We start from the raw sequence: 25,052 nt of genomic DNA, 5'->3' as shown, positions 1-25,052 counted from the left end.
CCCATCGCATGTTCGACTTTCAGCCCACCATCCTCATCATCGAGGACGACGCCAATATCCGCCGCTTCGTGCGCCAGGCCCTCGAGAGCGAAGGCTGTGCCGTGTACGAAGCCGACACCGTCAAGCGCGGCCTGATCGAGGCCGGCACGCGCCAGCCCGACGCCGTGGTGCTGGACCTGGGCCTGCCGGATGAAGACGGCATGACCCTGATCCGCGAACTGCGCGGCTGGACCGAAGTGCCGGTGCTGGTGCTGTCGGCGCGCACCGCCGAGGCCGACAAGGTGGCGGCGCTGGACGCCGGCGCCGACGACTACCTCACCAAGCCATTCGGCGTCAGCGAACTGCTGGCGCGGCTGCGCGTGCTGCTGCGGCGCCATGCCCGCGGCGGCGCCGGCAGCGCCGCCGAGATCAGCTTCGGCGACGTGCGCGTCGACTTCGCCAGGCGCGTGGTCGAGCGCGGCGGCCAGCACGTGCACCTGACCGCGATGGAATACCGCCTGCTGGCCGCGCTGCTGGCCCATCGCGGCAAGGTCATGACCCACCGCGAACTGCTGCGCGAGGTCTGGGGGCCTTCGCACGTGGAAAGCAATCACTACCTGCGCATCTACATGGGCCACCTGCGGCAGAAACTCGAAGCGGATCCGGCCCAGCCGGTCTATCTGCTGACCGAAATCGGCGTGGGCTACCGCTTCGCCGGCTAGGCGCGGGCGCGCTGAACTGAACGTGGCGGCGCCGTGCCGGGCGCGGGCGCGCACTACACCCATCATCATTGATGCGCCTTTTACGCCGGCCACGTAAGTCTTGTCTCGCCGTTTACGCCGCTTCTCCTATCTTGGCGATCCCGTCCAACACAGGAGAATCCCATGTCCCGCAACACCCTGGCCGCGCTTGCGCTGGTGGCCCTGGCCGCCCCGGCGCATGCCGCCGACAGCGCCGCCGCCGACGCCCCCGAGTACACGCTGACCGCCAACGTCACCCTGGCCAGCCAGTACCGCTATCGCGGCCTGATGCAGACCAACAACAAGCCCGCCATCCAGGGCGGCTTCGATTTCACCCATGCCAGCGGCCTGTACCTGGGCAACTGGAACTCCAGCGTCAGCTGGCTCAATGACGGCAACAGCGATGTGTCGGCGCCAGTGGAAATGGACTTCTACGGCGGCTACAAGGGCAACCTGGCGCCGGACGTGCCGTTCGACCTGGGCGTGCTGCAGTACTACTACCCGGGCGACTACCCCTCCGGCTACACCAGCCCAGACACCACCGAACTGTACGCCGGCGTGGGTTACGGCCCGGTCATGTTCAAGTATTCCGTCGCCATGACCAACCTGTTCGGCTTCGCCGACAGCAAGTACAGCCAGTACTTCGACCTGAGCGGCAACTTCGACACCGGTTTCTGGGGCCTGACGGTCAACGCCCACGTCGGCCGCCAGACGGTCCGCAACCTCACCGACGGCGCCTACACCGACTGGAAGCTGGGCCTGACCAAGGACTTCGGCCAGGGCCTGGCCATCTCGGTCGCCTATATCGACACCAATGCCGACCGCGCGGTCTACACCAATAGCCGCGGCCGCTACATGGGCCGCGCCACCGGCCTGCTGTCGCTGACCAAGACGTTCTGACGCGCCCGGGCGTTGACGCGCTTTTTACGCTTCGCGCCCGCATTTATCGGCAGGTTTTACGGCCCGCTTTCTATAGTGGAATCGTCATCAACCAACCGGATACGCGCCAGCCAGCACGGCCGCCGCCCCGCCAGATACCATGATTCCCCGCCAAGAACGCAGCACGCGCGCCTCGTTTGATCGCCCCGCCCCGGCCCATGCGCCGCGGCCCGCGGAGATGGTTGCCCTGACCGTCAGGATCGACACCCTGGACGCCCTGAAGGTACGGCTGGCGCTGCACCGCGAACTGGGCGAACGCATCGGCGTCTACGTGCTGTCGGTGGATCATGCGCACGGCCAGAGCATCCTGCAGCTGCAATGCGATCGCGGCCAGGTCGATGCCCTGATGCACGCGGTGATGTGTGGCCTGCCCCAGGCCGAGTTCGGCCCGCTGCGCCCGGCCGCCGCGATCACGGTGCAGTGAGCCATGGATACCTCGGTCCAAGCCACGTTCCCCGGCATCTGGCTGCCGATGGTCACGCCGATGCGCGGCGGTTACGTCGATTGCGAGGCCGCCCAGGCCCTGGCGCGCTACTACCGCAATGCCGGCATTGCCGGCCTGGTGCTGTTCGGCTCCACCGGCGAAGGCAACCTGCTGTCCATCCCCGAAAAGATCGAGATGATCGAGGCCATCCGCCGCGATCGGCACGCCCTGCCGTTGGTGTTCGGCGCCGGCGGCGTCGACACGCGCGGCGTGGCCGCCGCCATCCGCCGCCTGGACAAGTACGCCCCCGCCGGCTACCTGGTGCCGCCGCCCTACTACCTGGGTCCGTCGCAGCAGGGCATCCTGTGGCACTACCGGCAGATCGCCTGGGCCACCGAACGCCCCATCATCCTCTACAACATTCCCAAGCGCGCCGGCGTCTCCATGACCGTCGAGACCATGGAATCGCTGGCGCTGCTGCCCAATCTGCGCGCGGTCAAGGAATGCAATCCGGCCGCGCTGATGGCGTTGAACGCGCGCGGCCATCTCGAGGCGCTGTGCGGCGAAGACCTGGCGCTGCCCGACCATTTTCTGGCCGGCGGACGCGGCGCCATCCCCGCCGCCGCCCATCTGTTCCCCGAGCGCTTCGTCGAGGTCATGCAGCTGGCGCGCGACGGCCACGCCGAGGCCGCGCGCGAGCTGTTCGAGCCGCTGCGCGGCCTGGCCCGCCTGCTGTTCGCCGAACCCAACCCGGCGCCGATCAAACGGGCTTTGGCGCTGCAGGGCCTGATCGCCGACGAACTGCGCCTGCCCATGACCAGCGCCAGCCGCGAACTGACGCCACGCCTGCAACGCGCGATGAGCGTGGTGCAGGGGTCGCCTAGTAGGCTGCAGACAGCTTGAACACCGCCACCGCGCGCGCCAGGTCGTCGGCCTGATCGTGCAGCGTGGCGGCGGACGCGGCGAACTCCTCGACCAGCGCCGCATTCTGCTGCGTCACGCTGTCCAGGTGCGTCACCGCCTGGTTGATCTGTTCGATGCCCACGCTCTGCTCGGCCGACGCGGTGGCGATCTCGCCCATCAACGGCGCGCTGGTCGCGGCCGATTGCAGCACGCTGCCCATGGTGGCGCTGGCCTGTTCCACCCGCTGGCTACCGCGCGCCACCGAATCCGACGATGCCTCGATCAGGGTCTTGATCTCCTTGGCGGCGGTGGCCGAGCGTTGCGCCAGCGCCCGCACTTCGCCTGCCACCACCGCGAACCCGCGGCCCTGCTCGCCGGCGCGCGCGGCCTCCACGGCGGCATTGAGCGCCAGGATATTGGTCTGGAAAGCGATTTCGTCGATCAGGCGGATGATCTCGTCGATCCGCTGCGAGCTTTGCGAGATCTCGTGCATCGCGTCGATCGCGTGCTGGGTTTCTTCGCTGCCCTGGCGCGCCAGCTGCGCCGATTCGCCCGCCAGCGCGCTCACCTGCTGCACGTGATCGGCGCTCTGCCTGGCGGTCGCGGTGATCTGTTCGACGCTGGCCGCGGTCTGCTCCAGTGCCGCCGCCTGCTTCTCGGTGCGGTCGTGCAAATCCATGCTGCCCGCGGCGATCTGGCGCGATGCGGCCGCGATCGAACCGGTGGAATGGACGATGCTGCGCACCGCCACGTCCAGCCGCTCCTGCATCAGCGCCATGGCATCGAACAACCGGCCGATTTCCCCGCGATGATGGCGCGAAACGATGCTCGACAGATCGCCATGCGCCACGCGTTCACAGACCGTCACCGCTTCATCGAGCGGACGAATGATGTGCGACCGGAAGAACCGCAGCGCCGCCGCCAGCAGCAGCACCAGCAGCAACAGCGTCACGCCGCCCTGGCGCCACAGCGTGGCGCGGAACGCCGCGTCGACGTCGTCCACATAAAGGCCCGTGAACATCACCCAGCCCCATTCCGGGTCATGGGCGGCATAGCTGATCTTGGGCAGCGACGCTTCCGCCCCCGGCCGCGGGAAGCGGTATTCGACAAAACCACCGCCCGCCCTGCCCCGCTCGTGGAGATTCTCGAAAATCGGCAGGCCATCGCTGTCCTTGACCGCGCGCACATTGGTGCCGGCGAGCTTCGCATCCGGATGCACCAGCAACGCATAGCCGTCGTCGAACACGCCGACGTAGCCGTCCGCGCCATAGCCCAGCTGCGCGAGGCGCTGCGCCACATTGCGCTTGGCCTGTTCGACGGACAGCCCCTCCTCGACGGCGCGTTGCTTGCCATTGCGCACGATACTGGCCGCCAGGTCGAGCACGTGGCGCAATTCGGTCTTGCGCTCGGCCAGCATCTCGGCGCGTCGTTCCCAGGCATCCCAGCCACCCAGGGCCAGCACCGCGACCCCGATCGCCAGCACGAACCACAGCAACTCCCTGCGCAAGCTTGAATTCTTCATAGGCCCTCTTTCCTGATGTCCTTCCGCGCCCGCAACCAAAGACGGCGAAATGTGACGATTTATCTGTTGCGTCTGATCAGAATACGAGGGAGCAGCAGGGTTTTAACCGACGAGGCCGGCCCGGCTTGATCTACGTCAAGCCCGTCGGGCATTTGCCGCGCAACGCGCACGCAAAAAAAAAGCAAGGCCATACAAGCCTTGCTTTTCATGCGGACAAGCCGCCCGCGCCGGCGGCCGTTGGCGGCTAACGCCGCGCCGCCAGGCGCTGCTGCGCCAACCCGGTGCGGGCCGACGTCAGCGCGTACAGCACCACCACCGTCAGCGCGTAGATCGGCACGCTGCGCATGTTGCGGAACATCATTTCCGACAGGCTGAAGACCAAATGTCCCAGGCAGAACAACAGGCCTATCTGTGAACTGACATGCACAACCGGATCATCGCTAGCCGATCGCCGCCAGAAGACCACGGCAGGAATCAGGTACAAGGCCAGGATGCTCAAAAACCCCAAGGCGCCGTAACCGGCAAGCGCCCCCAACATATCGTTGTGCGGTTCACCAAAATCAGTGGACACCAATTCGGTGACCACGCCTTGCTGCTGAAGTCTGGCCAATTCCGATCGGAAATTTCTCACGCCCACGCCAACAACCGGGCTTTCCTTGAACATCAGCCAGGACGCTTTCCAGAGCTGGATACGAATTCCGACCGACGTGTCGCGGTCCTGCTGCTGATAGCTGTCCAGATCCGACAGGACGCCCCGCCAACGACTATCCTGTGAATACCAGGAGCCGACGGCCACAAGCGCCATCAACGCAATCAATCCGCCCACAAAGAACAACTTGGCGCGCATCGTCCAGTGACGCTTGGTCAGCAACAAAACCAGGCCGAGCACCGGCAAGAGCCCCCAGCTGCTACGCGTCTGAGACACCCATACCGCATACAGGCATATCGGCACTATGATGATTTTCAAGGCAAATTCCGCCCGCGGCCAGGGAGACAGCTTCCAGGGCAAGGTCAACAAGGACGCCAGGCCAAAGAGCATTGTCAGGTCCGCGAATCCCACGGCGTTGTAGCGGCCACCGAAATCAGATACCGCGTTTCGGCCCAGGCCGGGGGTATGGATGATGACCACCAGCATCACGGAGCCCGCAATCGCACCAAAGAGCAAGCTCCATTGCAGATGCTGCAGCCAATTGCGCGGCACCCGTAGCAGCAACCAGCAGACGGGCACGGCCAATGCGAAGCGCAATAACTTCTCGATCTCGGAAGAACTCCAAGCCCCCAGATAGGTGCAACTGATCAGCATTGCGGCAAATGGCGCTATCAATGCAACAGCGATGGCAGCCAACTCATTCAGCGCGAACGGCTCCCACCTGCGCACGAGGTTGGCCGCCATCGTGGTCAAGGCGATCAGCGCAGTCACATAGATGATGATGGGTCCGCCGACTGCGCTGGTCAGCGCCAGGGCGGGAATCAGGAGCGCCAGGAAGGCGACGCTACGCAAGCAGATTATTGGCATAGTGTGATATTCAACTCGGCCTTTGCGATGAAGACCTGAAGCTCGTTCGAGGAAGAAAGCCGGCCATCCGATGGCCGGATGGCGTTACCGCTGCATAAGGTCGTGGAAGTCCCGGAAACCCGTGAAACAGCGGCTCCAGCGCCCGACTAGAAACGGAGAGACTTGGAAGACGCGATTGATCTTTTGTAGTCGCGCGTCAAACCTTCGAAAGCCGCCATGACGCTTCCCGGCCGCAACCATTCGCGCCAAAGCCGGTCGCGCCAGCGGCCTCCCGGGATATACGCCGGATACGCAATGCGCGACATCGACCATCCCGGCCGCCACGCCTTGGTGCGGGTCGGGCGCCCGGTCAAGGTCAGCGTCGGCACGCCCACGCTGGACGCCAGGTGGCCGACACCGGATTCATTGCCGATGAACCAGCCGCATTCGTGGATGAATGCCGCCACGTCCACCAGGGCGGGCGACTGCTGGATGGCCAGGCCGGCCTCGGTCAGGCAGGCCCACTCGGCACGCTCGTGGGGGGCCAGGATGAACACCGGTTCATAGCCCTGGCGCTGCAATCGCAGGCCCAGCTCGACGAAATGCCGCGGTGCCCAGCAACGATCCGGGCCGGTGGACGACGGATGCACCGCCACCCGCTTCTCGAAGATGCGGTGGCGCCCCGCCACCGGCGGACGCAGGCCGATGTCGGTATCCGACAGCGCCAGGCCAAGTTGGTCGCGGCAATAATCCCTGATCTGGTTGAGCTTGACGAATCCCCTGCCGGTAATCACCACATGCGCGTCGTAATAGAAATAGGACGGAGCGTAGGCATGCAAGGCGTAAGGCCAGCCGACGTGCATCTGGGCGGCGCAATCAAAGTCCGCCAACGCCGCGGCGGCCTGTTCCTCCGCCAGGGAAGGTCGGATGTCCATCCCCGGGAACCAGTCGCGCAGGCCATAGGCGTAGTCGCCAAAAATGACCACTTCGCGGCCATGGGCGATCAGATTGCGGGCCATGGTCATCATGAGCAGCGTGTCGCCCAACCGGGGCGCCATCAGCAGCGCGACCCGTTTGGCGTCACGCAGGCTTTGGACACACGCCGGAGCGTCATAGGGCGGCATATTGGGAGCTGGTTGTGCCATGTCGAAGAAGAATCCGCAGACTGAAAGGAATACCGTACTTGGAACGCGGGAATTATAACGGCGTAATAATCACAATTTGATGCTTTCTGTCTCGGAACGAAGCATGAATGCAGCCCGCTTTTTCGGAGCGACGGAAACAGGAAATGCACCACAGCGCCCGCCTCCCAAAAAAAACCCGCAGGCCTCGCGGCATGCGGGTTTTAGGGGCGAAGCGCAGAGACGCTCCCGATCACATGTTGTCGATCATGACCTGGCCGAAGCCCGAGCAGGACACCTGGGTCGCGCCTTCGAGCAAGCGCGCGAAGTCGTAAGTGACCTTCTTTGAGAGGATCGATTTTTCCATGCTGGAGATGATCAGGTCGGCCGCCTCGGTCCAGCCCATGTGGCGCAACATCATTTCCGCCGACAGGATCTCCGAACCCGGGTTGACGTAGTCCTTGCCCGCGTACTTCGGCGCCGTGCCGTGCGTGGCCTCGAACATGGCGACCGAATCCGACAGGTTGGCGCCCGGGGCGATGCCGATGCCGCCCACCTGCGCGGCCAGCGCGTCGGAGATGTAGTCGCCGTTCAGGTTCAGGGTGGCGATCACGTCGTATTCGGCCGGACGCAGCAGGATCTGCTGCAGGAACGCGTCGGCGATGACGTCCTTGACGATGATCTCGCGGCCGGTCTTGGGATTCTTGAACTTGCACCACGGGCCGCCGTCGATCAGCTGCGCGCCGAATTCCTTCTGCAGCAGCGCGTAGCCCCAGTCACGGAAACCGCCTTCCGTGAACTTCATGATGTTGCCCTTGTGCACCAGGGTCAGCGAGGTACGGTCATTGTCGATGACGTACTGCGCCGCCTTGCGCACCAGGCGCTCGGTGCCTTCGCGCGACACCGGCTTGATGCCGATGGACGAGGTGTTGGGGAAGCGGATCTTCTTGACGCCGAGCTTGGTCTGCAGGAACTGGATCAGCTCCTTGGCCTGCTCGCTTTCGGCCATGTATTCGATGCCGGCGTAGATGTCCTCCGAGTTCTCGCGGAAGATCACCATGTTCGTCTTTTCCGGTTCACGCACCGGCGACGGCACACCCTTGAAATACGCCACCGGACGCAGGCAGACGTACAAATCCAGCTGTTGGCGCAGCGCCACGTTCAGCGAGCGGATGCCGCCGCCGACCGGGGTGGTCAGCGGGCCCTTGATCGACACCACGTAGTCCTTGACGACCTCCAGGGTCTCGTCGGGCAGCCAGACGTCCGGGCCGTAGACCTTGGTGGCCTTCTCGCCGGCATAGACCTCCATCCAGTGGATCTTGCGCTTGCCGCCGTAGGCCTTTTGCACGGCGGCGTCGACGACCTTGATCATCACGGGGGTGATGTCCGCGCCCGTGCCATCACCCTCGATATAGGGCACGATGGGCTGATCGGGCACGTTCAGCGAGAAATCAGCGTTGACCGTGATCTTCTGGCCCCCAGCGGGCACCTTGATATGTTGGTAGGACATGAATGCTCCATTTGCTCCGAGTGGTTTTGCTGCACGCGCGCCCATCGGCCGGCGTGTGGTCCGCAGGGCCGCGCGGCCCCGGCGAAACGCGCACTGGATGGCGGATAGCAACCAATTCTATATCGCATTGGGGCCGGCGGGCGGGCGGCGGACCCGCGGGCGGTAAAATAAAGCCATCTATAGCCCGCATGGCATCCTTCTACCGATGTTCAACCCTTCCCGCGACCAAGTCCGCGAATTCTTCATCGAAACCTGGCGCAAGCACCGCGCCAACCAGGTCCTGACCCCGCTGGAGGCCATGGCCCTGGACTGGATCATCGAACATCCGGAATACCATCCCGATCTCGAAAGCCCGGACGCCATGACCGCCGAGTACGCGGTCGAAAAAGGCCGCACCAATCCGTTCCTGCACCTGTCGATGCACCTTGCCATCGCCGAGCAACTGTCGATCGACCACCCGCCCGGCATCCGCAGCGCCTACCAGCGGCTGGTGGCGCGCACCGACGCGCACCAGGCCGCGCACGAGATCATGGAATGCCTGGGCCGGGTGGTCTGGGAAGCGCAGCGCCTGGGCACGCCGCTGGACAGCGATACCTACATCGACCTGATCCGCCAGCGCGCCGAACGCTGAACCGCCCGCCCAACGAAAAACCCTCGGCATGCCGAGGGTTTTTTCACTTTCGCCAGATCGAACGCGGCCTTATTTGCGCACGCCCAGGTCGCTGGGCAACGACGACAGCCAGGCGGCCACGTTGCTGATGTCCTGGTCCGACAACTGGGTGGCGAAGGCGCCCATGATGGGGTTCTTGCGCACATTGGCCGTGGCCGCGCTGCCCGAAGCGCCCCGCCGGTAGGCCTTCAGCGCATGCACCAGGTAGTCGGCATGCTGGCCGGCCAGCGTCGGATAGGCCGGGTCCACCGCCGTCTTGGCGTCGGCGCCGTGGCACGACGCGCACTGGAATTTCTCGAAGACGGCCTTGCCGGCCACCAGGTCCTGGGCCTGGGCGGCAGCGCCCGAAATGGCCAACGTCGCGCCCGCGAGGGCAAGCATGGTACGGTTCATGTGATTGCCCCCCGGTTATTTGAGATTCGAGTAGTACGCGGCCAGATCGGCGATGTCCTGGTCGGACAGGCTGCCGGCAATGGCGTCCATCGTGGGATGGCTGCGCGCGCCTTTCTTGTACTCATTGAGGGCGGTTTCGATGTATTTCGCGTTCTGCCCAGCGATCATCGGCACGTGGTAAAGCTCGGGAAACGTTGCCTTGTAGCCTTCGATGCCGTGACAACCGATGCACATGGACACCTTGTCGCGGGCGTTCTGGACATTGCCGACCGGGGCTGCATCTGCGGCGCTTGCCTGGCCGGCGATCGCACAGGATGCCAGCGCGGCCAGCAGGGAAACCGAGTACTTCCGAGAGAATCGCAACTTCATTGGGATGGCTCTTCTTGGTATGGCTTGAGGACTAGGGCCTGCTCACACGGAAAGGCCCCCGGCAAACACGTTGCGGGTCGAACCCAACTGCAAAACCGCCTGATTGTACGATAATTGCTCAGGATTAATACCTGAAAATGGCCTTGATCCCCATCAACCCCGAGAAGTCCGCTGATCCATGTCCGCTGCCCAGACCGCTCCTTCCGCACCGCAAGCACGCTTCGATGGCACCGATCGCTACGTCGCCACCGATGACCTGAAGCTCGCCGTAAACGCCGCCCTGACACTGCAGCGCCCGCTGCTGATCAAGGGCGAACCCGGCACCGGCAAGACCATGCTGGCCGAGGAAGTGGCGCGCGCGCTGGACCGCCCCTTGCTGCAGTGGCACATCAAGTCCACCACCAAGGCGCATCAGGGTCTTTACGAATACGACGCGGTGTCGCGCCTGCGCGACTCGCAGCTCGGCGACGAAAAAGTCCGCGACATCCGCAACTACATCGTGCAGGGCACGCTGTGGCAGGCCTTCGAGGCCGAGCAGCCGGTGGTGGTGCTGATCGACGAGATCGACAAGGCCGACATCGAATTCCCCAACGACCTGCTGCGCGAACTGGACCGCATGGAGTTCCATGTGTACGAAACGCGCCAGACCATCGCCGCGCGCCACCGCCCGCTGGTCATCATCACCTCCAACAACGAGAAGGACCTGCCCGACGCCTTCCTGCGCCGCTGCTTCTTCCACTACATCCGTTTCCCCGACCGCGAGACCATGCGCGACATCGTCGCGGTGCACTTCCCCGAACTCAAGCAGGACGTGCTGCGCGCGGCGCTCGACACCTTCTTCAGCCTGCGCGACGCGCCCGGCCTGAAGAAGAAGCCGTCGACCTCCGAACTGCTGGACTGGCTGCGCCTGCTGCTGGCCGAGGACGTCAGCGCGGCGCAGATCGACGCGCACACCGCCACGGCGGTGCCGCTGATGGCTGGCGCCCTGCTCAAGAACGAACAGGACGTGCACCTGCTGGAACGGCTCGCCGCCATGACCCGCGGCGCCCAGCGCCGCTGACGTTCCACTCACGGCGGCCGCCATGCTGATCGACTTCTTCTACCACCTGCGGGCCCACAAGCTGCCGGTCTCGGTGCAGGAATACCTGACGCTGGTGGACGCGCTGCGCCAGGACGTCATGACGCCGACGCTGGACGACTTCTACTTCCTGGCGCGCACCGCGCTGGTCAAGGACGAAGCGCTCTACGACCGCTACGACAAGGCCTTTGGCGCCTACTACAAGGGCATCGAGGCCGCGCTGCCGGCGGGCAAGGACATCCCGCTGGACTGGCTCATCAAGCAGTTCGAGAAGAGCCTGACGCCGGAAGAGAAAGCCGCCATCGAGAAGCACGGCTGGGACAAGCTGATGGAGCTCTTCAAGGAACGCCTGGAAGAGCAAAAGGAACGCCACGCCGGCGGCAGCAAATGGATCGGCACCGGCGGCACCTCGCCCTTCGGCAACGGCGGCTACCACCCCGAAGGCATCCGCGTCGGCGGCCAGTCGGCCGGCAACCGCAGCGCGGTCAAGGTCTGGGACATGCGCCAGTTCAAGGACTACGACGACCAGGTCGAGCTGGGCACGCGCAACTTCAAGGTCGCGCTGCGCCGCCTGCGGCGCTTCGCGCGCGAAGGCGCCGAACTCGAACTGGACCTTGACGACACCATCGCCAGCACCGCGCGCAATGCCGGGCACCTGGACCTGCGCATGGTCCCGGAGCGCCACAATACGGTCAAGGTGCTGATGCTGCTGGACGTCGGCGGCAGCATGGACGACCACATCGGCCGCGTCGAGGAACTGTTCTCCGCGGCCCGCAGCGAGTTCCGCAACCTCGAGGTCTACTACTTCCACAACTGCCCCTACGAGAGCCTGTGGCAGAGCAACCGCCGGCGCCAGAACGAACGCTTCGACACCTGGGACGTGCTGCGCAAGTACAACCCCGACTGGCGCCTGATCATCGTCGGCGACGCCACCATGAGCCCCTACGAGATCCTGCAGCCGGGCGGCTCGGTCGAGCACTACAACAAGGAACCGGGCGCGCAGTGGATGCGCCGGCTGCTGGACGCCTGGCCCAAGTCCGTGTGGCTCAACCCGGAGCCCACCGCGTCGTGGCAGTACCGCCAGTCGATCGCGCTGATGCGCGACATCATGCAGGACCGCATGTACCCCGTGACGGTCGCGGGCCTGGAACAGGCGATGCGAGTGCTGTCGAAGTGACGCGCCGCCGCGCCTGGCGGCGACGTCCCCGTGGCTCGCTTCAGCCGTCCACCGGCTGCACCGGCGTATCCAGGATCAACTGGTAGAAAGCCAGGTCGAGCCAGCGACCGAACTTGAAGCCGGCCTCGCGGATGGTGCCGGCATGCACGAATCCCAGCTTCTCATGCAGCTTGATGCTGCCCTGGTTGGCCGCGTCGATGCCGCCGATCATCAGGTGCACCTGGTTGGCGCGGGCGCGTTCGATCAGCACGCGCATCAGCGCCTCGCCCAAGCCCCGCCCGCGAAAGCGGCCGTCGACATACACGGAATGCTCGACCGAGTACTTGTAGGCCGGCCAGGCGCGGAACGTGCCGTAGCTGGCGAACGCCATCAGCTCGCCCGCCGCGTTCTCGAATCCCACCACCGGGAAGCCGCCGGCGGCCTTGGCCTGGAACCAGCCCAGCATCGCCTCGCGCGGCCGCGGCTTGTAGTCGTACAGCGCGGTGGAAGTGGCGATGGCTTCGTTGAAGATGGCCAGGATCTGGTCCGCATGGCGCTCGTGCGTGCAATCGACCAGGATGGCGCCGCCCGGGGCGCCGTTGTCAGCGTGCGTAGTCATGGCGCGGATTGTAGCGAGCCGCCTTGCCGATGGGACAAAAAAAACCGGCGATGGCGCCGGTTCAGTGACGGTACTGCCGCTTCTGGCCACTCTCAGGCGGCGCGGCTCTCCACAGATCGGTGTGCGCCTTCGGCCATGCTGCGCATTCCGGGGCATTGGCGCCAGGACAGCTCGTCGGCGTCCATATCCAGGTCGAACAGGTCATTGGCCGCGGGCCACGGATGCTGGCGCGCCTCGGCGCCCTCCATCTCGAGCACATGCCCCGCAAAGCCTCGCGGCGAGCCTCCGCATTCGGCGAAATAGCGCTGCGTGCGCAGGTCCACCACATAGGTGGTCATGTCATGGGTCAGTATGGCCACGAATTGGCCGTCATCACTGGCATAAGCGTACTGAAACTGTCCTTTGATGCGGTCGCCGCTCATGGGGCTGCCGGTCAATTGGGACAAGGCACGCGTGACGATCTCGGTCAGCATGGGTCGTTCCTCCGAAAGATGCGCCGGCAGGATGCCGGCGGCGAAGGCGCGAACAGCAAGCACCGTCGTCGCCCGCTAGGCGGGGTCGCGATCCGGCATGGGGCCGGTCTGCGACCCGGCGGGGCGGCGGCTGGCGTTGGACGGGAAACCTGTAGACGGCTGTCGCGCGTCCCGTCGACAACAGCAACTACGTTCTGCAAAGCTTACACCCGCGCCCGGCCCGACCTCAAATCGGCCTGGCCACGCCAGCGTGTTGCGTTGCACCAGCCCCGGTTGCCAAGGCTTGCCGGCCCTTTTCGGCCCCTCCATCAGTCCTTATGCCGCCGCGACCGGCTCCGCGCCTGTTCCTGCGTCACCATTTTTCCGCGCCCGCCAGGCCTCGCGCGCCAGCCGATACAACACATGCGTCTTCAAGGGATGACCGTCCGGCACCGCCGGATGCGCGAAGCGCGCTGCTTCCTCGCGCATGCCCAGGCGCCGCATCACCGCGCGTGACGGCTCGTTCTCCGGAACCGTGAACGCCACGATCTCGGAAAGACCGACCTGCTCGAATCCCACCCGCAGCGCGGCCTGCGCGGCTTCGCTGGCATAGCCCCTGCCCCAATAGGGCGCGGCCAGGCGCCAGCCGATTTCCACGCCAGGCGCGAACGGCAGCGTCGGCGCCAGCGCCTTGATCCCGACGAATCCGATGAACGGCGCGACGCCCGGCGCTTCGACGGCCCAGAATCCCCAACCGTATTCGTCGATGCCCGCGGCCAACCGATCGGCCAACGCGTCGCTTTGCGCCGCGCTCATCGGCAGAAGGTAGCGGGTCACGCGCGCATCCGTATTCATGGCGGCGAACGGCTTGCGGTCGGCAGCCAGCCACTGTCGCAGCACCAGCCGGGGAGTCTCGATTTCAAGGGATAGCGACATGCGCGGTTTTCCAGACAGAATGACGGAGCGGCGTGCGAGGGCCCAAGGCCCTGAACCATTCACACCGTATACACTCCAACGGATTCTGCCATGCCAAAGGAATAGTCCGCCATGCGCCTGTCCATATCGAAGCTGCCGCGCCCCCTGGGCGCGCTGCTGTTTTCATCCTTCCTGGCCTTCCAGGCCGGAGCCGCCAGCCTGCCGGCCGGCGTCACGGAGGCCGCCTCGATTGAAGGCATCACCGAATACCGCCTCAGCAACGGCCTGCGCGTCTTGCTGGTTCCCGACGAATCCAAGCCCTCGACCACGGTCAACATGACCTACCTGGTGGGCTCTCGCAACGAGAACTACGGCCAGACCGGCATGGCCCACCTGCTCGAACACATGCTGTTCAAGGGCACGTCCACCACCCGCAACGCCATGGGCGAATTCTCGCGCCGCGGCCTGCAGGCCAACGGCTCGACCTCCAGCGACCGCACCAACTATTTCGCCAGCTTCGCCGCCAACCCCGACACCCTCAAGTGGTACCTCGGCTGGCAGGCCGACGCCATGGTCAATTCCCTGATCGCCAAGGAAGACCTCGATTCCGAAATGACCGTGGTGCGAAACGAGATGGAAAGCGGCGAGAACAGCCCTTTCCGCATCCTCATGCAGAAGATGCAGGCGGCCGCCTTCCAATGGCACAGCTACGGCAAAAACACCATCGGCGCCCGCTCCGACGTCGAGAACGTCGACATCGGCCAGCTGCGCGCCTTCTATCACCAGTACTACCAGCCCGACAACGCGGTGCTGATCGTGGCCGGCAAGTTCGATCCGCAGGCCACGCTGGCCGACATCGAATCCACGCTGGGCAAGCTGCCCAAGCCGGACCGCCAGCTGCCACCGGAATACACCGTCGAACCGGCCCAGGACGGCGAGCGCGCCGTCACCCTGCGCCGCACCGGCGGCACGCCGCTGGTCGCCGCGATGTACCACATCCCGGCCGCCGGCAGCCCCGACTTCGTGCCGTTCGACCTGGCCACCACCATCCTGGCCGATACGCCGTCCGGCCGCCTCTACCATGCGCTGGTGCCGACCAAGCTGGCCTCGGGCGTGTTCGGCTTCACCATGGAAAACCTGGATCCGGGCCTGGCGATGTTCGCCGCTCAACTGACCCCGGGCAAGAGCCAGGACGCCGCCATGAAGGCGCTCACCGGCACACTCGAGGCGCTGGGCAAGAAACCCTTCACCCAACAGGAACTCGACCGCGCGCGCAGCAAATGGCTGACCTCGTGGGAGCAGACCTACAGCGATCCCGAACAAGTCGGCGTGGCGCTGTCCGAAGCCATCGCCGCCGGCGACTGGCGCCTGTTCTTCCTGCAGCGTGACCGCGCCCGCAAGGCCACGCTGGCCGAGGTGCAGCAGGCGGCCACCACCTACCTGGTGCAAAGCAATCGCATCGAAGGCCGCTACATCCCGACCGACAAGCCGCTGCGCGCGCCGCAGACGCAACGGGTCGATCTGACCGCGGTGTTCAAGGACTACAAGGGCGACCCCGACTTCAAGGCGGCATCCGCGTTCGATCCCACTCCGCAAAACATCGACCGCCTGACCCAGCGCAAGACGCTGGACCTGCCCAACGGCCCGGTGCAGCTGGCGTTGCTGCCCAAGGCTACCCGCGGCAACCGCGTGCAGGCGCAGATGCTGATCCAGTTCGGCAACGAAAAAGACCTGCTCGGCCAGCGCGTGAACTCCAGCGCCGTGGCCGACCTGCTGGCCCGCGGCACGGCCAAGCTGTCGCGCCAGGACATCCAGGACCGCCTCGACAAACTGCAGGCCGAGCTGGGCTTCAGCGGCGGCGGCACCACGCTCAGGATCGCCATGTCGACCAAGCGTGAAAACCTGCCCGAACTGACCCGCCTCGCCCTGGACATCGTGCGCAACGCCAACTTCCCCAAGGAACAGCTCGAGGAATACCAGCGCCAGCTCGAAACCTCGATCCAGAACGCCATGACCGAGCCGCAGGCCCTGGCCGGACGCGCCCTGGCCCGCCAGGACAATCCGTGGCCCGCCAACGACCTGCGCTACGTGCCGACGTTCGAGGAATCCCTGGCCGGCGTGCGCGCGCTGAACCGTGACGCACTGGTCAAGTTCCACGCCAAGTTCTACGGCGCCGGCAAGATCGAGTACTCGGCCGTCGGCGACTTCGAGCCCGAAGCCGTCGAAAAGGCCGTCAAGGATGGCCTGGCGGGCTGGAAACGCGCTCCCGCCTACACCCGTGTCGGCAATCCGTACCGCGACATCCCGGCCAAGCAGTTCGACATCGAGACCCCGGACAAGGCCAATGCGTTCTACATCTCGCGCATGCCCCTGAAGCTGCAGGACAGCGACGCCGACTACCCGGCGCTGTACCTGGCCAACTACCTGTTCGGCGCCTCGGAAACCTCGCGCCTGTGGAACCGTGTGCGCGAGACCGAAGGCCTGTCCTACAACGTGCGCAGCTCGCTGTCGGTGTCGTCGTTCGAACCCAGCGCCAGCTGGACCATGTACGCCATCTACGCGCCGCAGAACCGCGAGCGCCTGGAAAAAGCCATCGGCGAGGAACTGGCCCGTGTGCTCAAGGACGGCTTCACCGACAAGGAAATCTCCGAAGGCATCACCGCACTGCTGAACTACCGCAACCTGGCCCGCGCCCAGGACGATGTGCTGGCCGGCACCTGGCTCGACTACCTGCAACGTGGCCGCACCTTCGAATGGTCGGCCGAAATGGACAGGAAGATCACCGCCCTCACCCCTGACGTGGTCAACGCGGCGTTGCGCAAGTACCTGCGCCCTGACGGCTTCAGCACCGCCGTCGCCGGCGACTTCAAGAAAAAGGCGCCCTGACGCCACGCCTTCCGGCATCCCACGCCCCTGCTCCGGCAGGGGCTTTTTTTTGCCTGTCCGCCACCCCGCTCCCCTCATGAGGGACGGGCTGGACGCATGACCATGCCATAAACGGGGAGATTTCTTATCCAAATGTTTATTACCCATCCATTTGGAAAGATGTTTTCAAGATATACGGGTTTATCCCAGGTGGGATGACGCGCACAATTCAGTCATCGGGAACAAACAACGAACCACGACGGAGGGCCGCCGGATTCGGCCCCGTCTACAACATTGGAGGTCATTATGAAAACCCTGACGACTACCCTTCTGATTTCCCTAGCCTTGGCCGGCGCCGGCGCGCAAGCCGCCGGTGTCGAGCAAGCCAAGTCGAGCGCCCAGGTCGCGACCGAACTGCAACAAGCCAAGGTCAGCGGCCAATACACCTTCGGCGAGCTGGACTACCCGCCCGCCCTGCCCCAGGCCACCAGCCTGAGCTCGCAGGAAGTGCAGGCCCAGCTGCAACAAGCCAAGACCAGCGGCGAATACACCTTCGGCGAACTGCAATACCCGCCGGTCGTGGCAGCGCCCGCCGCCGGCAAGAGCCGCGCCGAAGTCCAGCAGGAACTTGCCCAGGCCAAGGCCAGCGGCCAATACACGTTCGGCGAGCTCGAATACCCGCCGATCACCCGGTGAGCTGCTTGCTGTAGCCCGACCGGCCTCGGACGGCATCATGGTTCGGGGTCGGTATTTTCCGGCAACGGCGGCAGAACTGTAGCAGTGGAAGTAGCAGGACCTGTAGTAGCAGTACGAAGTCTGTTTTGGAAGAGGCAGCAACTGTAGTTAGCAAGACCCGTAGTTAGCAGCACCCGTAGTCAGCAGTACGAAGTCTGAAGCAAGAAGTAGCAGTACCCGTAGTGAAACCGCGGCGCAAGCCGCGGTTTTTTTTCGCCCCGACGTCGTGCCGCCTGCCACAATGAAAGCGGCCCAGGGTCCGGATACCTCCAGACCCTGGGCCGTGGTCCGCCGCAATGGCGGGAGTCAGGTCAGGCGATTCAGCTGAAAAATTCCTTGACGCGATCGGTCCAGGACTTGCTTTGCGGCGAGTGGCGGTCGCCGCCGTCGTTCAGCGAGGCCTCGAACTGGCGCAGGATGTTCTTCTGGTCATCGCTCAGGCGCACCGGCGTCTCGACCACCACGTGGCAGTACAAGTCGCCCGGATAGCTGCCGCGCACGCCGCGGATGCCCTTGCCGCGCAGGCGGAAGGTCTTGCCGGACTGCGTGCCCTCGGGAATCGAGATCTCGGCCTTGCCGCCCAGCGTCGGCACCTGCAGTTCACCGCCCAGCGCCGCCGTGGTGAACGGGATGGTCAGTTCGCAGTGCAGGTCGTCGCCATCGCGCTGGAAGATCTTGTGCTGCTTGATGTGGATTTCCACATACAGGTCGCCCGGCGGGCCGCCATTGATGCCCGGCTCGCCATTGCCGCTGGAGCGGATGCGCATGCCGTCGTCGATACCGGCCGGGATCTTGACCTGCAAGGTCTTGTTGCGGCGGATGCGGCCGACGCCATCGCAGGCCACGCACGGATCGGTGATCTCCTTGCCGTTGCCGTGGCAGGTCGGGCAGGTCTGCTGGACGCTGAAGAAGCCCTGCTGCATGCGCACCGCGCCGGAGCCGCCGCAGGTGCGGCAGGTCTTGGGCGAGGTGCCGGGCTTGGCGCCGGAACCGTGGCAGGTGTCGCAGTTTTCCCAGCTGGGCACGCGGATCTCGGTGTCGAAGCCGGCCGCTGCCTGCTCCAGCGTGATTTCCAGCGCGTACTTCAAGTCGGCGCCGCGGTACACCTGGGGACCGCCGCCGCGGCGGCCACCGCCGCCACCGCCGAAGATCTCGCCGAAGATGTCGCCAAAGGCGTCGGCGAAGCCACCGCCCATGCCGCCGCCGCCCATGCCCGCGGCGTTGGGGTCGACGCCCGCGTGGCCGTAGCGGTCGTACGCGGCGCGCTTCTGTTCATCACCCAGGACCTCGTAGGCTTCCTTGGCTTCCTTGAACTTCTCTTCGGCTTCCTTGCTGTCCGGATTGCGGTCCGGATGGTATTTCATGGCCAGCTTTCGATAGGCCTTCTTGAGTTCGTCGTCCGAGGCATTTTTTGCCACGCCCAGGACGTCGTAATAGTCGCGTTTTGCCATGATCGGTGGGCTCGGGGGAGAGCCTTCTTTTCAGTGCTACAGAATGAGTTCGCCCGGTAGGCGGATTTCTCCGGCTACCGGGCGGCAGAGGCAGGTCAGCGCCCGGCCATTATTGGTCGCGCTTGACTTCCTTGAAGTCGGCGTCGACGACGTTATCGTCCACCGGCTTCGCGTTGTCGGCGGCCTGCTGCTGGCCGGCCGCTTGCTGCGCCTGCATGTCGGCGTACATCTTTTCGCCGAGCTTCTGCGAGGCGGTCGACAGGGCTTCGACCTTGGCGTCGATGGCGGCCTTGTCGCCATCCTTCAGCGTGTCTTCCAGCTCCTTGATGGCCGCTTCGATGCTTTCCTTCTCGGACGCCTCGAGCTTGTCGCCGTATTCGGTCAGCGACTTGCGGGTGGCGTGCACCAGCGCATCGGCCTGGTTGCGGGCCTGGGCCAGCTCGGCGACGCGGTGATCTTCCTCGGCATTGGCCTCGGCATCCTTGACCATGCGCTGGATCTCGTCTTCCGACAGACCCGAGTTGGCCTTGATGGTGATCTTGTTTTCCTTGCCGGTGCCCTTGTCCTTGGCCGAAACGTGCAGGATGCCGTTGGCGTCGATGTCGAACGTGACTTCGATCTGCGGCATGCCGCGCGGCGACGGCGGGATCCCTTCGAGGTTGAACTCGCCCAGGGCCTTGTTGCCCGCGGCGATTTCGCGCTCGCCCTGGAACACCTTGATCGTCACGGCCGGCTGGTTGTCGTCGGCGGTCGAGAACGTCTGCGAGAACCGGGTCGGGATGGTCGTGTTCTTCTGGATCATCTTGGTCATCACACCGCCCAGGGTTTCAATACCCAGGGACAGGGGGGTGACGTCCAGCAGCAGCACGTCCTTGCGGTCGCCCGACAGCACGGAACCCTGGATGGCGGCGCCAGCGGCGACGGCTTCGTCGGGGTTCACGTCCTTGCGCGGATCCTTGCCGAAGAATTCCTTCACCTTTTCCTGGACCTTGGGCATGCGGGTCATGCCGCCGACCAGGATCACGTCGTCGATGTCGGAAACCTTCACGCCGGCGTCCTTGATGGCCACGCGGCAGGGCTCGATGGTGCGTTCGATCAGTTCCTCGACCAGCGCTTCCAGCTTGGCGCGCGTGATCTTCAGGTTCAGGTGCTTCGGACCCGAGGCGTCGGCCGTGATGTACGGCAGGTTGATCTCGGTCTGCTGGCTGGAGGACAGCTCGATCTTGGCCTTTTCGGCGGCTTCCTTCAGGCGCTGCAGGGCCAGCACGTCCTTGGACAGATCGACGCCTTGTTCCTTCTTGAACTCGCCGATGATGTAGTCGATGATGCGCTGGTCGAAGTCTTCGCCGCCCAGGAAGGTGTCGCCGTTGGTCGACAGCACTTCGAACTGCTTTTCGCCATCGACGTCGGCGATTTCGATGATGGACACGTCGAACGTGCCGCCGCCCAGGTCATACACGGCGATCTTGCGGTCGCCCTTTTCGGTCTTGTCCAGGCCGAAGGCCAGCGCGGCCGCGGTCGGCTCGTTGATGATGCGCTTGACTTCCAGGCCGGCGATGCGGCCGGCATCCTTGGTGGCCTGGCGCTGGCTGTCGTTGAAGTAGGCCGGCACCGTGATGACGGCCTCGGTCACTTCCTCGCCCAGGTAGTCCTCGGCGGTCTTCTTCATCTTGCGCAGCACGTCGGCCGACACTTGGGGAGGCGCCATCTTCTTGCCACGCACTTCCACCCAGGCGTCGCCGTTGTCGGCCTTGACGATGGCATAGGGCATCAGGTTGATGTCCTTCTGCACCGCCTTTTCCTCGAACTTGCGGCCGATCAGGCGCTTCACCGCGTACAGGGTGTTCTTGGGGTTGGTCACTGCCTGGCGCTTGGCGGGCGCGCCCACCAGGGTTTCGCCGTCGTCCATGTAGGCGACGATCGAGGGGGTGGTGCGGGCGCCTTCGGCGTTTTCGATGATCTTGACCTGACCGCCGTCCATGACAGCCACGCAGCTGTTGGTCGTGCCCAGGTCGATGCCAATAATTTTGCTCATGGTCGGGTTACCTTGGATAAATCTGTGAAATTGGAGAGAAATTTCCTGTCCCCACATAACTGGGGCTGCCCGCAGGGTTTTTCAAGACGCCTGGCTGGAATTTTCCGCCGGGGTTTCCTGCAGGCGCCGGATCGCCGCCGTGAACTGGGGCAATCCGGGCCAACCGGTAATGCGGCCGAGCCGCTTTCCGGCCCGGTAAAGCACAAAAGTGGGGACGCCATGCAGGGAAAAGCGACGACCCAGGGGTTCGTCGGCGTAGACGTCAGCCTCGAACCAGGTCAGGCCCAGGCCCAGCAGGGTTTCCTGGTGCAGCAATGCCGCCTGCTTGAAGAGATTGCAGTTATAGCAATCCTGGCCCCACAGGAACACGCAGCGCAGGTCCGATCCCGGCGCCTGGACCACGGCCGCGTCGAATCCCGCGGAGTCGACATGCCGCATGTCGAAGACCGCGAAGACCTGCGCCGGGTCGAAACGGGGATCGGTCATGGCGCGCCGCCCGCTCAGCCTTGGCCGGCGGACACCACTACCAGCGCCGGGCGCAGCGTGCGATCGGCGATGACGTAGCCTTTCTGCAGCAGTTGCACCACCGTGTTGGCGGGCTGCTCGGCGGGAATCGACGAAATGGCCTGGTGCAGGTGCGGATCGAACTTGTCGCCCTGGACCGGCGCGATTTCCTTGAGCAGGTTGCGCTCGAAGGCGGCGGCCAGCTGCTTGAGCGTCACTTCGACGCCTTCGCGCAGCGTGTCCACGGTCTGGTCGGCCTGGGCCAGCGCGGCCTCCAGGCTGTCCTTGACCGGCACCAGGCTTTCCGCGAACGACTCGATGCCGAACTTGCGCGCCTTGGACACTTCTTCCTGGGCGCGGCGGCGCACGTTCTCGGCTTCGGCGCGCACGCGCAGAAGCTGGTCCTGCTGCTCATTGACGGTAGCCTGGGCCGCGTCCAGCTGGGCGCGCAACTCGTTCAGCTCGGCCTGCGCGGCGTCCTGGGCGGCGGGGGCCGCATCGGCGTCATCGCCGAATCCGGGCGTCTGATCTACAGGCTCGTTGGGTGCCGTCATGGGGAATCCTCCAAAAAGAATGGCTTTCGCAGACATGAATGGGGGCCAATACCCCTATTTCAAGCCCGGGAAAGCAAATATTCCCCGTCGCGGACCACCCTTGGGACGGGGCGGAATCCACGGCAAAAAGCCCGCCGTTTTCCTGGAGCCCCTCCAGACGCCCAGGATCAGGGGGCAAAATGCCCGTCCGGCCCGGTCAACGACAGGTCATTTCTTGCCCGGCTGGGCCGGGGCCGGCGCGTCGCTGGCGGGAAAGGTGTCTTTCAGGGCCCGGTCGACGGCAGGGTCGTCGTCGGGTTCCGGGTTGATGGCGATCGGGTCGCTTGCGGGGAAGGTCTCGGCCAGCGCCTCGTCCAGCTCGTGTTCGACCTGATCCTCGTCCACCGGGGTGCTGACGTTCCCCTTTTTCACAATCTTGCCCGTCTTGGGATCATGGTGCATGCGCCCTCTCCTTCAAGTCCGTGAATGCGTGGGCCACCCCTGCAAGTGCCGTTCCACCAGAGTGGCCAACCCTGCGATCCAGGCCGGATCGTCGTTCAGCGCCGGAATGTAACGGAATTGCCTGCCGCCCGCGCCAAGAAAGGCGTCGCGGCACTCCAGGCTGATCTCTTCCAGGGTTTCCAGACAGTCTGCCACAAATCCCGGACACACCACATCCACCTCGGTCACACCCGAGGCGGCCAGCGCCTTGAGGGTGGGTTCGGTATAGGGCTCGAGCCAGCGGGCGGTGCCGAAGCGGCTCTGGAAGGTCACTTCGATCTGCTCGCGCGGCAGCGAGAGGCGCTGCGAGAGCAGCCGCGCGGTTTCCATGCAGTCGCGGTAATACGGATCGCCCAGCTCGATGGAATAACGCGGCAATCCGTGGAAACTCATGACCAGTTTCTGCGGCTTGCCGTGCTCGCGCCAATGCGCCTCGATGCTGGCGGCCAGCGGATCCAGGTAGAGGGGTTCCTGGTGGAAGCGCTTGATGAAGCGCATTTCCGGCTGGTCGCGCAGCCGGGCCGCATGGCGCGTGACGGCATCGACCACGGTGGCGGTGGTGCTGGCGGCATACTGCGGGTACAGCGGCACGGTCAGGATGCGTTCGCATCCTTGCGCCCGCAAGCGCGAGATGGCGTCGGGGATCGAGGGATTGCCGTAGCGCATGCCCAGCTCGACCACCGCCTCGACGCCGGCGGCGCTCAAGGCCGCCTGCACGCCTTCGGCCTGGCGGCGGCTGTAGACCATCAGCGGCGAGCCGTCCTTGAGCCAGACGCCGGCATAGCGCGGCTCCAGTTTCTTGGGACGCAGCGTCAGCACCAGGCCGTGCAGGATCGGCTTCCAGAGATAGCGCGGGATTTCGATCACGCGGGGATCCGACAGGAATTCGCCCAGGTACTTGCGGATGTCCTTCTTGCCAGGGGTGTCCGGCGTGCCAAGGTTCACCAGCAGCACGCCGACCTTGCCTTCGACCCGCGGCGGCGGATCTTCGTTGAAGGGGTCTTCCTGCTCGGCTTCGGGCAGGTAGCGTTCAGGCCAGAGATACTTGAACAGGCGAAGAAACACAAAAACTCCCCTTCCTCCGCCAGGAGGATGTCGGTTCGGGTGGGACTACTGGTTGTGGCTGAGGGCGTTGGACAGCAGGCGCGCCGTGATGTCCACGATCGGGATGACGCGCTCGTAGGCCATGCGGGTCGGGCCGATCACGCCGAGCGTGCCGACCACCTTGCCGTCCACGCCGTAGGGCGCGGTGATGACCGAGACCTCTTCCATCGGCACCAGCTGGGAATCGCCGCCGATGTAGATCTGCACCCCCTGCGCCCGGCTCGACACGTCGAGCAGCTGCAGCAGGTCGGTCTTTTTCTCGAACAGCGAGAACATCTTGCGCAGGCGGTCCATGTCGGACGCGATGTCGGTGACGTCGAGCAGCTTGCGCTCGCCCGAGATGACCACGGCGTCGCCATCCTCGGCCGCTTCGGCGCTGGCCTCGACCGCCGCCTGCATCAGCCGGGAGATGTCTTCGCGCAACTGCGCCAGTTCGGTCGAGAGGGTGCGCCGCACCGCGTCGAAGGACTTGCCGGCGAAATGGACGTTGAAGAAATTGCCCGCCTCCAGCAGTTCGGCCTCGGCGTAGTCGCGCTGCACGAACAGGATGCGGTTCTGCACGTCGCCGTCGGGCGTGACGATGATCAGCAGCACGCGCTTGTCGGACAGGCGGATGAATTCGATCTGGCGAAAGACCTGGGCCCGCTTGGGAGTCAGCACCACGCCGGCGAACTGGGTCAGGTTCGACAGCAGCGCCGCGGCGGCGTTGACCGCGCGGGTGGGTTCGGCCGCCGCCAGCATGTCGCCCATGTTGTGGGGTTCGAGCTGGTAGGACTGCACCGCCAGCAGCGAATCGACGAACATGCGGTAGCCACGGGGCGTGGGAATGCGCCCCGCGGACGTGTGCGGACTGTGGATCAGGCCCAGTTCTTCCAGGTCCGCCATGACGTTGCGGATGGTCGCGGGCGACAGATCGAAAACCTTCGATAGCGTCCGCGAGCCGACTGGTTGCCCATCGGCGATGTAGCGTTCGATCAACGCTTTCAGTAATGCGCGTGCGCGGTCATCCATAGCGGGTATTTTAGGGAATCTTTTCCAA

25 protein-coding genes are annotated in these 25,052 nt (G+C 65.0%); 9 read left to right on the top strand and 16 right to left on the bottom strand.

Translation table 11 applies throughout. The annotated features are described in order from the left end of the window. The first annotated feature begins 8 nt into the window (after nt 1–8). The 4 genes from kdpE (at nt 9) to dapA (ending at nt 2,985) form a co-directional block, all read left to right on the top strand. Nucleotides 9–701: a two-component system response regulator KdpE gene (gene kdpE, locus ACVN9Z_RS12745; protein WP_006389065.1), complete on the top strand. Its 693-nt coding sequence runs from the start codon at nt 9–11 to the stop codon at nt 699–701. A 162-nt stretch (nt 702–863) separates the two neighbouring features. Next, a complete protein-coding gene (locus ACVN9Z_RS12740) occupies nt 864–1,619 on the top strand; it encodes a TorF family putative porin (protein WP_054441419.1) in 756 nt (251 codons plus the stop codon). A gap of 217 nt (nt 1,620–1,836) precedes the next feature. Continuing rightward, nucleotides 1,837–2,082: a hypothetical protein gene (locus tag ACVN9Z_RS12735; RefSeq protein ID WP_024067991.1), complete on the top strand. Its 246-nt coding sequence runs from the start codon at nt 1,837–1,839 to the stop codon at nt 2,080–2,082. Nucleotides 2,083–2,085: 3 nt separating this feature from the next. Next, complete coding sequence (gene dapA / locus ACVN9Z_RS12730; RefSeq protein WP_053497021.1) at nt 2,086–2,985, top strand: 4-hydroxy-tetrahydrodipicolinate synthase; 900 nt, start codon at nt 2,086–2,088, stop codon at nt 2,983–2,985. Here dapA and ACVN9Z_RS12725 read toward each other — a convergent pair. The 4 genes from ACVN9Z_RS12725 to icd all read right to left on the bottom strand — a co-directional run bounded on the left by ACVN9Z_RS12725 (nt 2,963) and on the right by icd (nt 8,633). Next, nucleotides 2,963–4,507, bottom strand: coding sequence for a methyl-accepting chemotaxis protein (locus ACVN9Z_RS12725; protein ID WP_458213433.1), 1,545 nt, complete (start codon nt 4,505–4,507; stop codon nt 2,963–2,965). The genes dapA and ACVN9Z_RS12725 overlap by 23 nt on opposite strands. Nucleotides 4,508–4,751: 244 nt before the next feature. Then, the gene (locus tag ACVN9Z_RS12720; protein WP_458213432.1) at nt 4,752–6,023 is read right to left on the bottom strand and encodes an O-antigen ligase family protein; all 1,272 of its coding nucleotides are present in this window, start codon (nt 6,021–6,023) and stop codon (nt 4,752–4,754) included. A gap of 146 nt (nt 6,024–6,169) precedes the next feature. Further along, a complete protein-coding gene (locus ACVN9Z_RS12715; protein ID WP_458213431.1) occupies nt 6,170–7,147 on the bottom strand; it encodes a glycosyltransferase family 9 protein in 978 nt (325 codons plus the stop codon). A 229-nt stretch (nt 7,148–7,376) separates the two neighbouring features. After that, the gene (gene icd, locus ACVN9Z_RS12710; RefSeq protein ID WP_006389058.1) at nt 7,377–8,633 is read right to left on the bottom strand and encodes an NADP-dependent isocitrate dehydrogenase; all 1,257 of its coding nucleotides are present in this window, start codon (nt 8,631–8,633) and stop codon (nt 7,377–7,379) included. Between the two features lie 205 nt (nt 8,634–8,838). Here icd and ACVN9Z_RS12705 point away from each other — a divergent pair, with 205 nt between their 5' ends. Beyond that, nucleotides 8,839–9,264, top strand: a complete 426-nt coding sequence (locus tag ACVN9Z_RS12705) for a DUF1841 family protein (RefSeq protein WP_006389057.1) — start codon at nt 8,839–8,841, stop codon at nt 9,262–9,264. Nucleotides 9,265–9,333: 69 nt separating this feature from the next. Here ACVN9Z_RS12705 and ACVN9Z_RS12700 read toward each other — a convergent pair whose 3' ends face one another. Both ACVN9Z_RS12700 and ACVN9Z_RS12695 read right to left on the bottom strand, forming a co-directional pair. Beyond that, entirely contained in the window at nt 9,334–9,696 is a 363-nt protein-coding gene (locus ACVN9Z_RS12700) for a c-type cytochrome (protein ID WP_026382324.1), read from the bottom strand. A 15-nt stretch (nt 9,697–9,711) separates the two neighbouring features. Continuing rightward, a complete protein-coding gene (locus ACVN9Z_RS12695; protein WP_006389055.1) occupies nt 9,712–10,065 on the bottom strand; it encodes a c-type cytochrome in 354 nt (117 codons plus the stop codon). 178 nt (nt 10,066–10,243) lie between these two features. On the opposite strand from ACVN9Z_RS12695, the gene ACVN9Z_RS12690 reads away from it, so the two are divergent. Next, nucleotides 10,244–11,125: an AAA family ATPase gene (locus tag ACVN9Z_RS12690; RefSeq protein ID WP_006389054.1), complete on the top strand. Its 882-nt coding sequence runs from the start codon at nt 10,244–10,246 to the stop codon at nt 11,123–11,125. A 22-nt stretch (nt 11,126–11,147) separates the two neighbouring features. After that, nucleotides 11,148–12,320 (top strand): vWA domain-containing protein, encoded by a 1,173-nt coding sequence (locus ACVN9Z_RS12685; protein WP_054516458.1) that lies wholly within the window; start codon nt 11,148–11,150, stop codon nt 12,318–12,320. 40 nt (nt 12,321–12,360) lie between these two features. Here ACVN9Z_RS12685 and ACVN9Z_RS12680 read toward each other — a convergent pair whose 3' ends face one another. The 3 genes from ACVN9Z_RS12680 to ACVN9Z_RS12670 all read right to left on the bottom strand — a co-directional run bounded on the left by ACVN9Z_RS12680 (nt 12,361) and on the right by ACVN9Z_RS12670 (nt 14,306). Beyond that, on the bottom strand, nt 12,361–12,918 hold the full coding sequence (locus ACVN9Z_RS12680; RefSeq protein ID WP_458213430.1) for an N-acetyltransferase family protein: 558 nt from the start codon (nt 12,916–12,918) through the stop codon (nt 12,361–12,363). 92 nt (nt 12,919–13,010) lie between these two features. Further along, nucleotides 13,011–13,391, bottom strand: a complete 381-nt coding sequence (locus ACVN9Z_RS12675; RefSeq protein ID WP_006389051.1) for a hypothetical protein — start codon at nt 13,389–13,391, stop codon at nt 13,011–13,013. Nucleotides 13,392–13,706: 315 nt separating this feature from the next. Continuing rightward, nucleotides 13,707–14,306, bottom strand: coding sequence for a GNAT family N-acetyltransferase (locus tag ACVN9Z_RS12670; protein WP_006389050.1), 600 nt, complete (start codon nt 14,304–14,306; stop codon nt 13,707–13,709). 111 nt (nt 14,307–14,417) lie between these two features. Here ACVN9Z_RS12670 and ACVN9Z_RS12665 point away from each other — a divergent pair, with 111 nt between their 5' ends. Both ACVN9Z_RS12665 and ACVN9Z_RS12660 read left to right on the top strand, forming a co-directional pair. Then, nucleotides 14,418–17,171 (top strand): M16 family metallopeptidase, encoded by a 2,754-nt coding sequence (locus ACVN9Z_RS12665; protein WP_054441425.1) that lies wholly within the window; start codon nt 14,418–14,420, stop codon nt 17,169–17,171. Between the two features lie 285 nt (nt 17,172–17,456). Continuing rightward, entirely contained in the window at nt 17,457–17,846 is a 390-nt protein-coding gene (locus tag ACVN9Z_RS12660; protein WP_006389048.1) for a DUF4148 domain-containing protein, read from the top strand. A gap of 359 nt (nt 17,847–18,205) precedes the next feature. On the opposite strand, the gene dnaJ is transcribed toward ACVN9Z_RS12660, so the two are convergent. The 7 genes from dnaJ to hrcA form a co-directional block, all read right to left on the bottom strand. Beyond that, nucleotides 18,206–19,336 carry a molecular chaperone DnaJ gene (gene dnaJ / locus ACVN9Z_RS12655; protein WP_006389047.1) on the bottom strand — a complete coding sequence of 377 codons (1,131 nt, stop codon included), beginning with the start codon at nt 19,334–19,336 and terminating at the stop codon, nt 18,206–18,208. A 109-nt stretch (nt 19,337–19,445) separates the two neighbouring features. Further along, on the bottom strand, nt 19,446–21,371 hold the full coding sequence (dnaK, locus tag ACVN9Z_RS12650) for a molecular chaperone DnaK (protein ID WP_006389046.1): 1,926 nt from the start codon (nt 21,369–21,371) through the stop codon (nt 19,446–19,448). 81 nt (nt 21,372–21,452) lie between these two features. Further along, nucleotides 21,453–21,857, bottom strand: coding sequence for a thioredoxin family protein (locus tag ACVN9Z_RS12645; RefSeq protein WP_006389045.1), 405 nt, complete (start codon nt 21,855–21,857; stop codon nt 21,453–21,455). Between the two features lie 14 nt (nt 21,858–21,871). Then, the gene (grpE, locus tag ACVN9Z_RS12640) at nt 21,872–22,429 is read right to left on the bottom strand and encodes a nucleotide exchange factor GrpE (protein WP_006389044.1); all 558 of its coding nucleotides are present in this window, start codon (nt 22,427–22,429) and stop codon (nt 21,872–21,874) included. Between the two features lie 207 nt (nt 22,430–22,636). Next, nucleotides 22,637–22,870 carry a hypothetical protein gene (locus ACVN9Z_RS12635; protein WP_006389043.1) on the bottom strand — a complete coding sequence of 78 codons (234 nt, stop codon included), beginning with the start codon at nt 22,868–22,870 and terminating at the stop codon, nt 22,637–22,639. 12 nt (nt 22,871–22,882) lie between these two features. Then, nucleotides 22,883–23,974 carry a ferrochelatase gene (gene hemH / locus ACVN9Z_RS12630; RefSeq protein WP_006389042.1) on the bottom strand — a complete coding sequence of 364 codons (1,092 nt, stop codon included), beginning with the start codon at nt 23,972–23,974 and terminating at the stop codon, nt 22,883–22,885. Between the two features lie 45 nt (nt 23,975–24,019). Further along, nucleotides 24,020–25,024, bottom strand: a complete 1,005-nt coding sequence (gene hrcA, locus ACVN9Z_RS12625) for a heat-inducible transcriptional repressor HrcA (protein WP_006389041.1) — start codon at nt 25,022–25,024, stop codon at nt 24,020–24,022. Nucleotides 25,025–25,052: the final 28 nt, after the last annotated feature.

It is taken from the genome of Achromobacter sp. KK8 (genome assembly GCF_054188005.1).
The sequence above is the reverse complement of the archived record's forward strand: the minus strand, read 5'-3'. Positions and strand labels throughout refer to the sequence as shown.

What these genes read in the sequence shown, in the direction of transcription:
- ACVN9Z_RS12670 (WP_006389050.1), bottom strand. Translation starts at nt 14,306, where the DNA reads ATGTCGCTATCCCTTGAAATCGAGACTCCCCGGCTGGTGCTGCGACAG.
- dapA (WP_053497021.1), top strand. Translation starts at nt 2,086, where the DNA reads ATGGATACCTCGGTCCAAGCCACGTTCCCCGGCATCTGGCTGCCGATG.
- ACVN9Z_RS12720 (WP_458213432.1), bottom strand. Translation starts at nt 6,023, where the DNA reads ATGCCAATAATCTGCTTGCGTAGCGTCGCCTTCCTGGCGCTCCTGATT.
- ACVN9Z_RS12690 (WP_006389054.1), top strand. Translation starts at nt 10,244, where the DNA reads ATGTCCGCTGCCCAGACCGCTCCTTCCGCACCGCAAGCACGCTTCGAT.
- ACVN9Z_RS12705 (WP_006389057.1), top strand. Translation starts at nt 8,839, where the DNA reads ATGTTCAACCCTTCCCGCGACCAAGTCCGCGAATTCTTCATCGAAACC.
- kdpE (WP_006389065.1), top strand. Translation starts at nt 9, where the DNA reads ATGTTCGACTTTCAGCCCACCATCCTCATCATCGAGGACGACGCCAAT.
- ACVN9Z_RS12665 (WP_054441425.1), top strand. Translation starts at nt 14,418, where the DNA reads ATGCGCCTGTCCATATCGAAGCTGCCGCGCCCCCTGGGCGCGCTGCTG.
- hrcA (WP_006389041.1), bottom strand. Translation starts at nt 25,024, where the DNA reads ATGGATGACCGCGCACGCGCATTACTGAAAGCGTTGATCGAACGCTAC.
- ACVN9Z_RS12715 (WP_458213431.1), bottom strand. Translation starts at nt 7,147, where the DNA reads ATGGCACAACCAGCTCCCAATATGCCGCCCTATGACGCTCCGGCGTGT.
- dnaK (WP_006389046.1), bottom strand. Translation starts at nt 21,371, where the DNA reads ATGAGCAAAATTATTGGCATCGACCTGGGCACGACCAACAGCTGCGTG.
- grpE (WP_006389044.1), bottom strand. Translation starts at nt 22,429, where the DNA reads ATGACGGCACCCAACGAGCCTGTAGATCAGACGCCCGGATTCGGCGAT.
- ACVN9Z_RS12695 (WP_006389055.1), bottom strand. Translation starts at nt 10,065, where the DNA reads ATGAAGTTGCGATTCTCTCGGAAGTACTCGGTTTCCCTGCTGGCCGCG.
- ACVN9Z_RS12685 (WP_054516458.1), top strand. Translation starts at nt 11,148, where the DNA reads ATGCTGATCGACTTCTTCTACCACCTGCGGGCCCACAAGCTGCCGGTC.
- ACVN9Z_RS12660 (WP_006389048.1), top strand. Translation starts at nt 17,457, where the DNA reads ATGAAAACCCTGACGACTACCCTTCTGATTTCCCTAGCCTTGGCCGGC.
- ACVN9Z_RS12725 (WP_458213433.1), bottom strand. Translation starts at nt 4,507, where the DNA reads ATGAAGAATTCAAGCTTGCGCAGGGAGTTGCTGTGGTTCGTGCTGGCG.
- ACVN9Z_RS12675 (WP_006389051.1), bottom strand. Translation starts at nt 13,391, where the DNA reads ATGCTGACCGAGATCGTCACGCGTGCCTTGTCCCAATTGACCGGCAGC.
- dnaJ (WP_006389047.1), bottom strand. Translation starts at nt 19,336, where the DNA reads ATGGCAAAACGCGACTATTACGACGTCCTGGGCGTGGCAAAAAATGCC.
- ACVN9Z_RS12645 (WP_006389045.1), bottom strand. Translation starts at nt 21,857, where the DNA reads ATGACCGATCCCCGTTTCGACCCGGCGCAGGTCTTCGCGGTCTTCGAC.
- ACVN9Z_RS12735 (WP_024067991.1), top strand. Translation starts at nt 1,837, where the DNA reads ATGGTTGCCCTGACCGTCAGGATCGACACCCTGGACGCCCTGAAGGTA.
- ACVN9Z_RS12740 (WP_054441419.1), top strand. Translation starts at nt 864, where the DNA reads ATGTCCCGCAACACCCTGGCCGCGCTTGCGCTGGTGGCCCTGGCCGCC.
- ACVN9Z_RS12635 (WP_006389043.1), bottom strand. Translation starts at nt 22,870, where the DNA reads ATGCACCATGATCCCAAGACGGGCAAGATTGTGAAAAAGGGGAACGTC.
- ACVN9Z_RS12680 (WP_458213430.1), bottom strand. Translation starts at nt 12,918, where the DNA reads ATGACTACGCACGCTGACAACGGCGCCCCGGGCGGCGCCATCCTGGTC.
- icd (WP_006389058.1), bottom strand. Translation starts at nt 8,633, where the DNA reads ATGTCCTACCAACATATCAAGGTGCCCGCTGGGGGCCAGAAGATCACG.
- ACVN9Z_RS12700 (WP_026382324.1), bottom strand. Translation starts at nt 9,696, where the DNA reads ATGAACCGTACCATGCTTGCCCTCGCGGGCGCGACGTTGGCCATTTCG.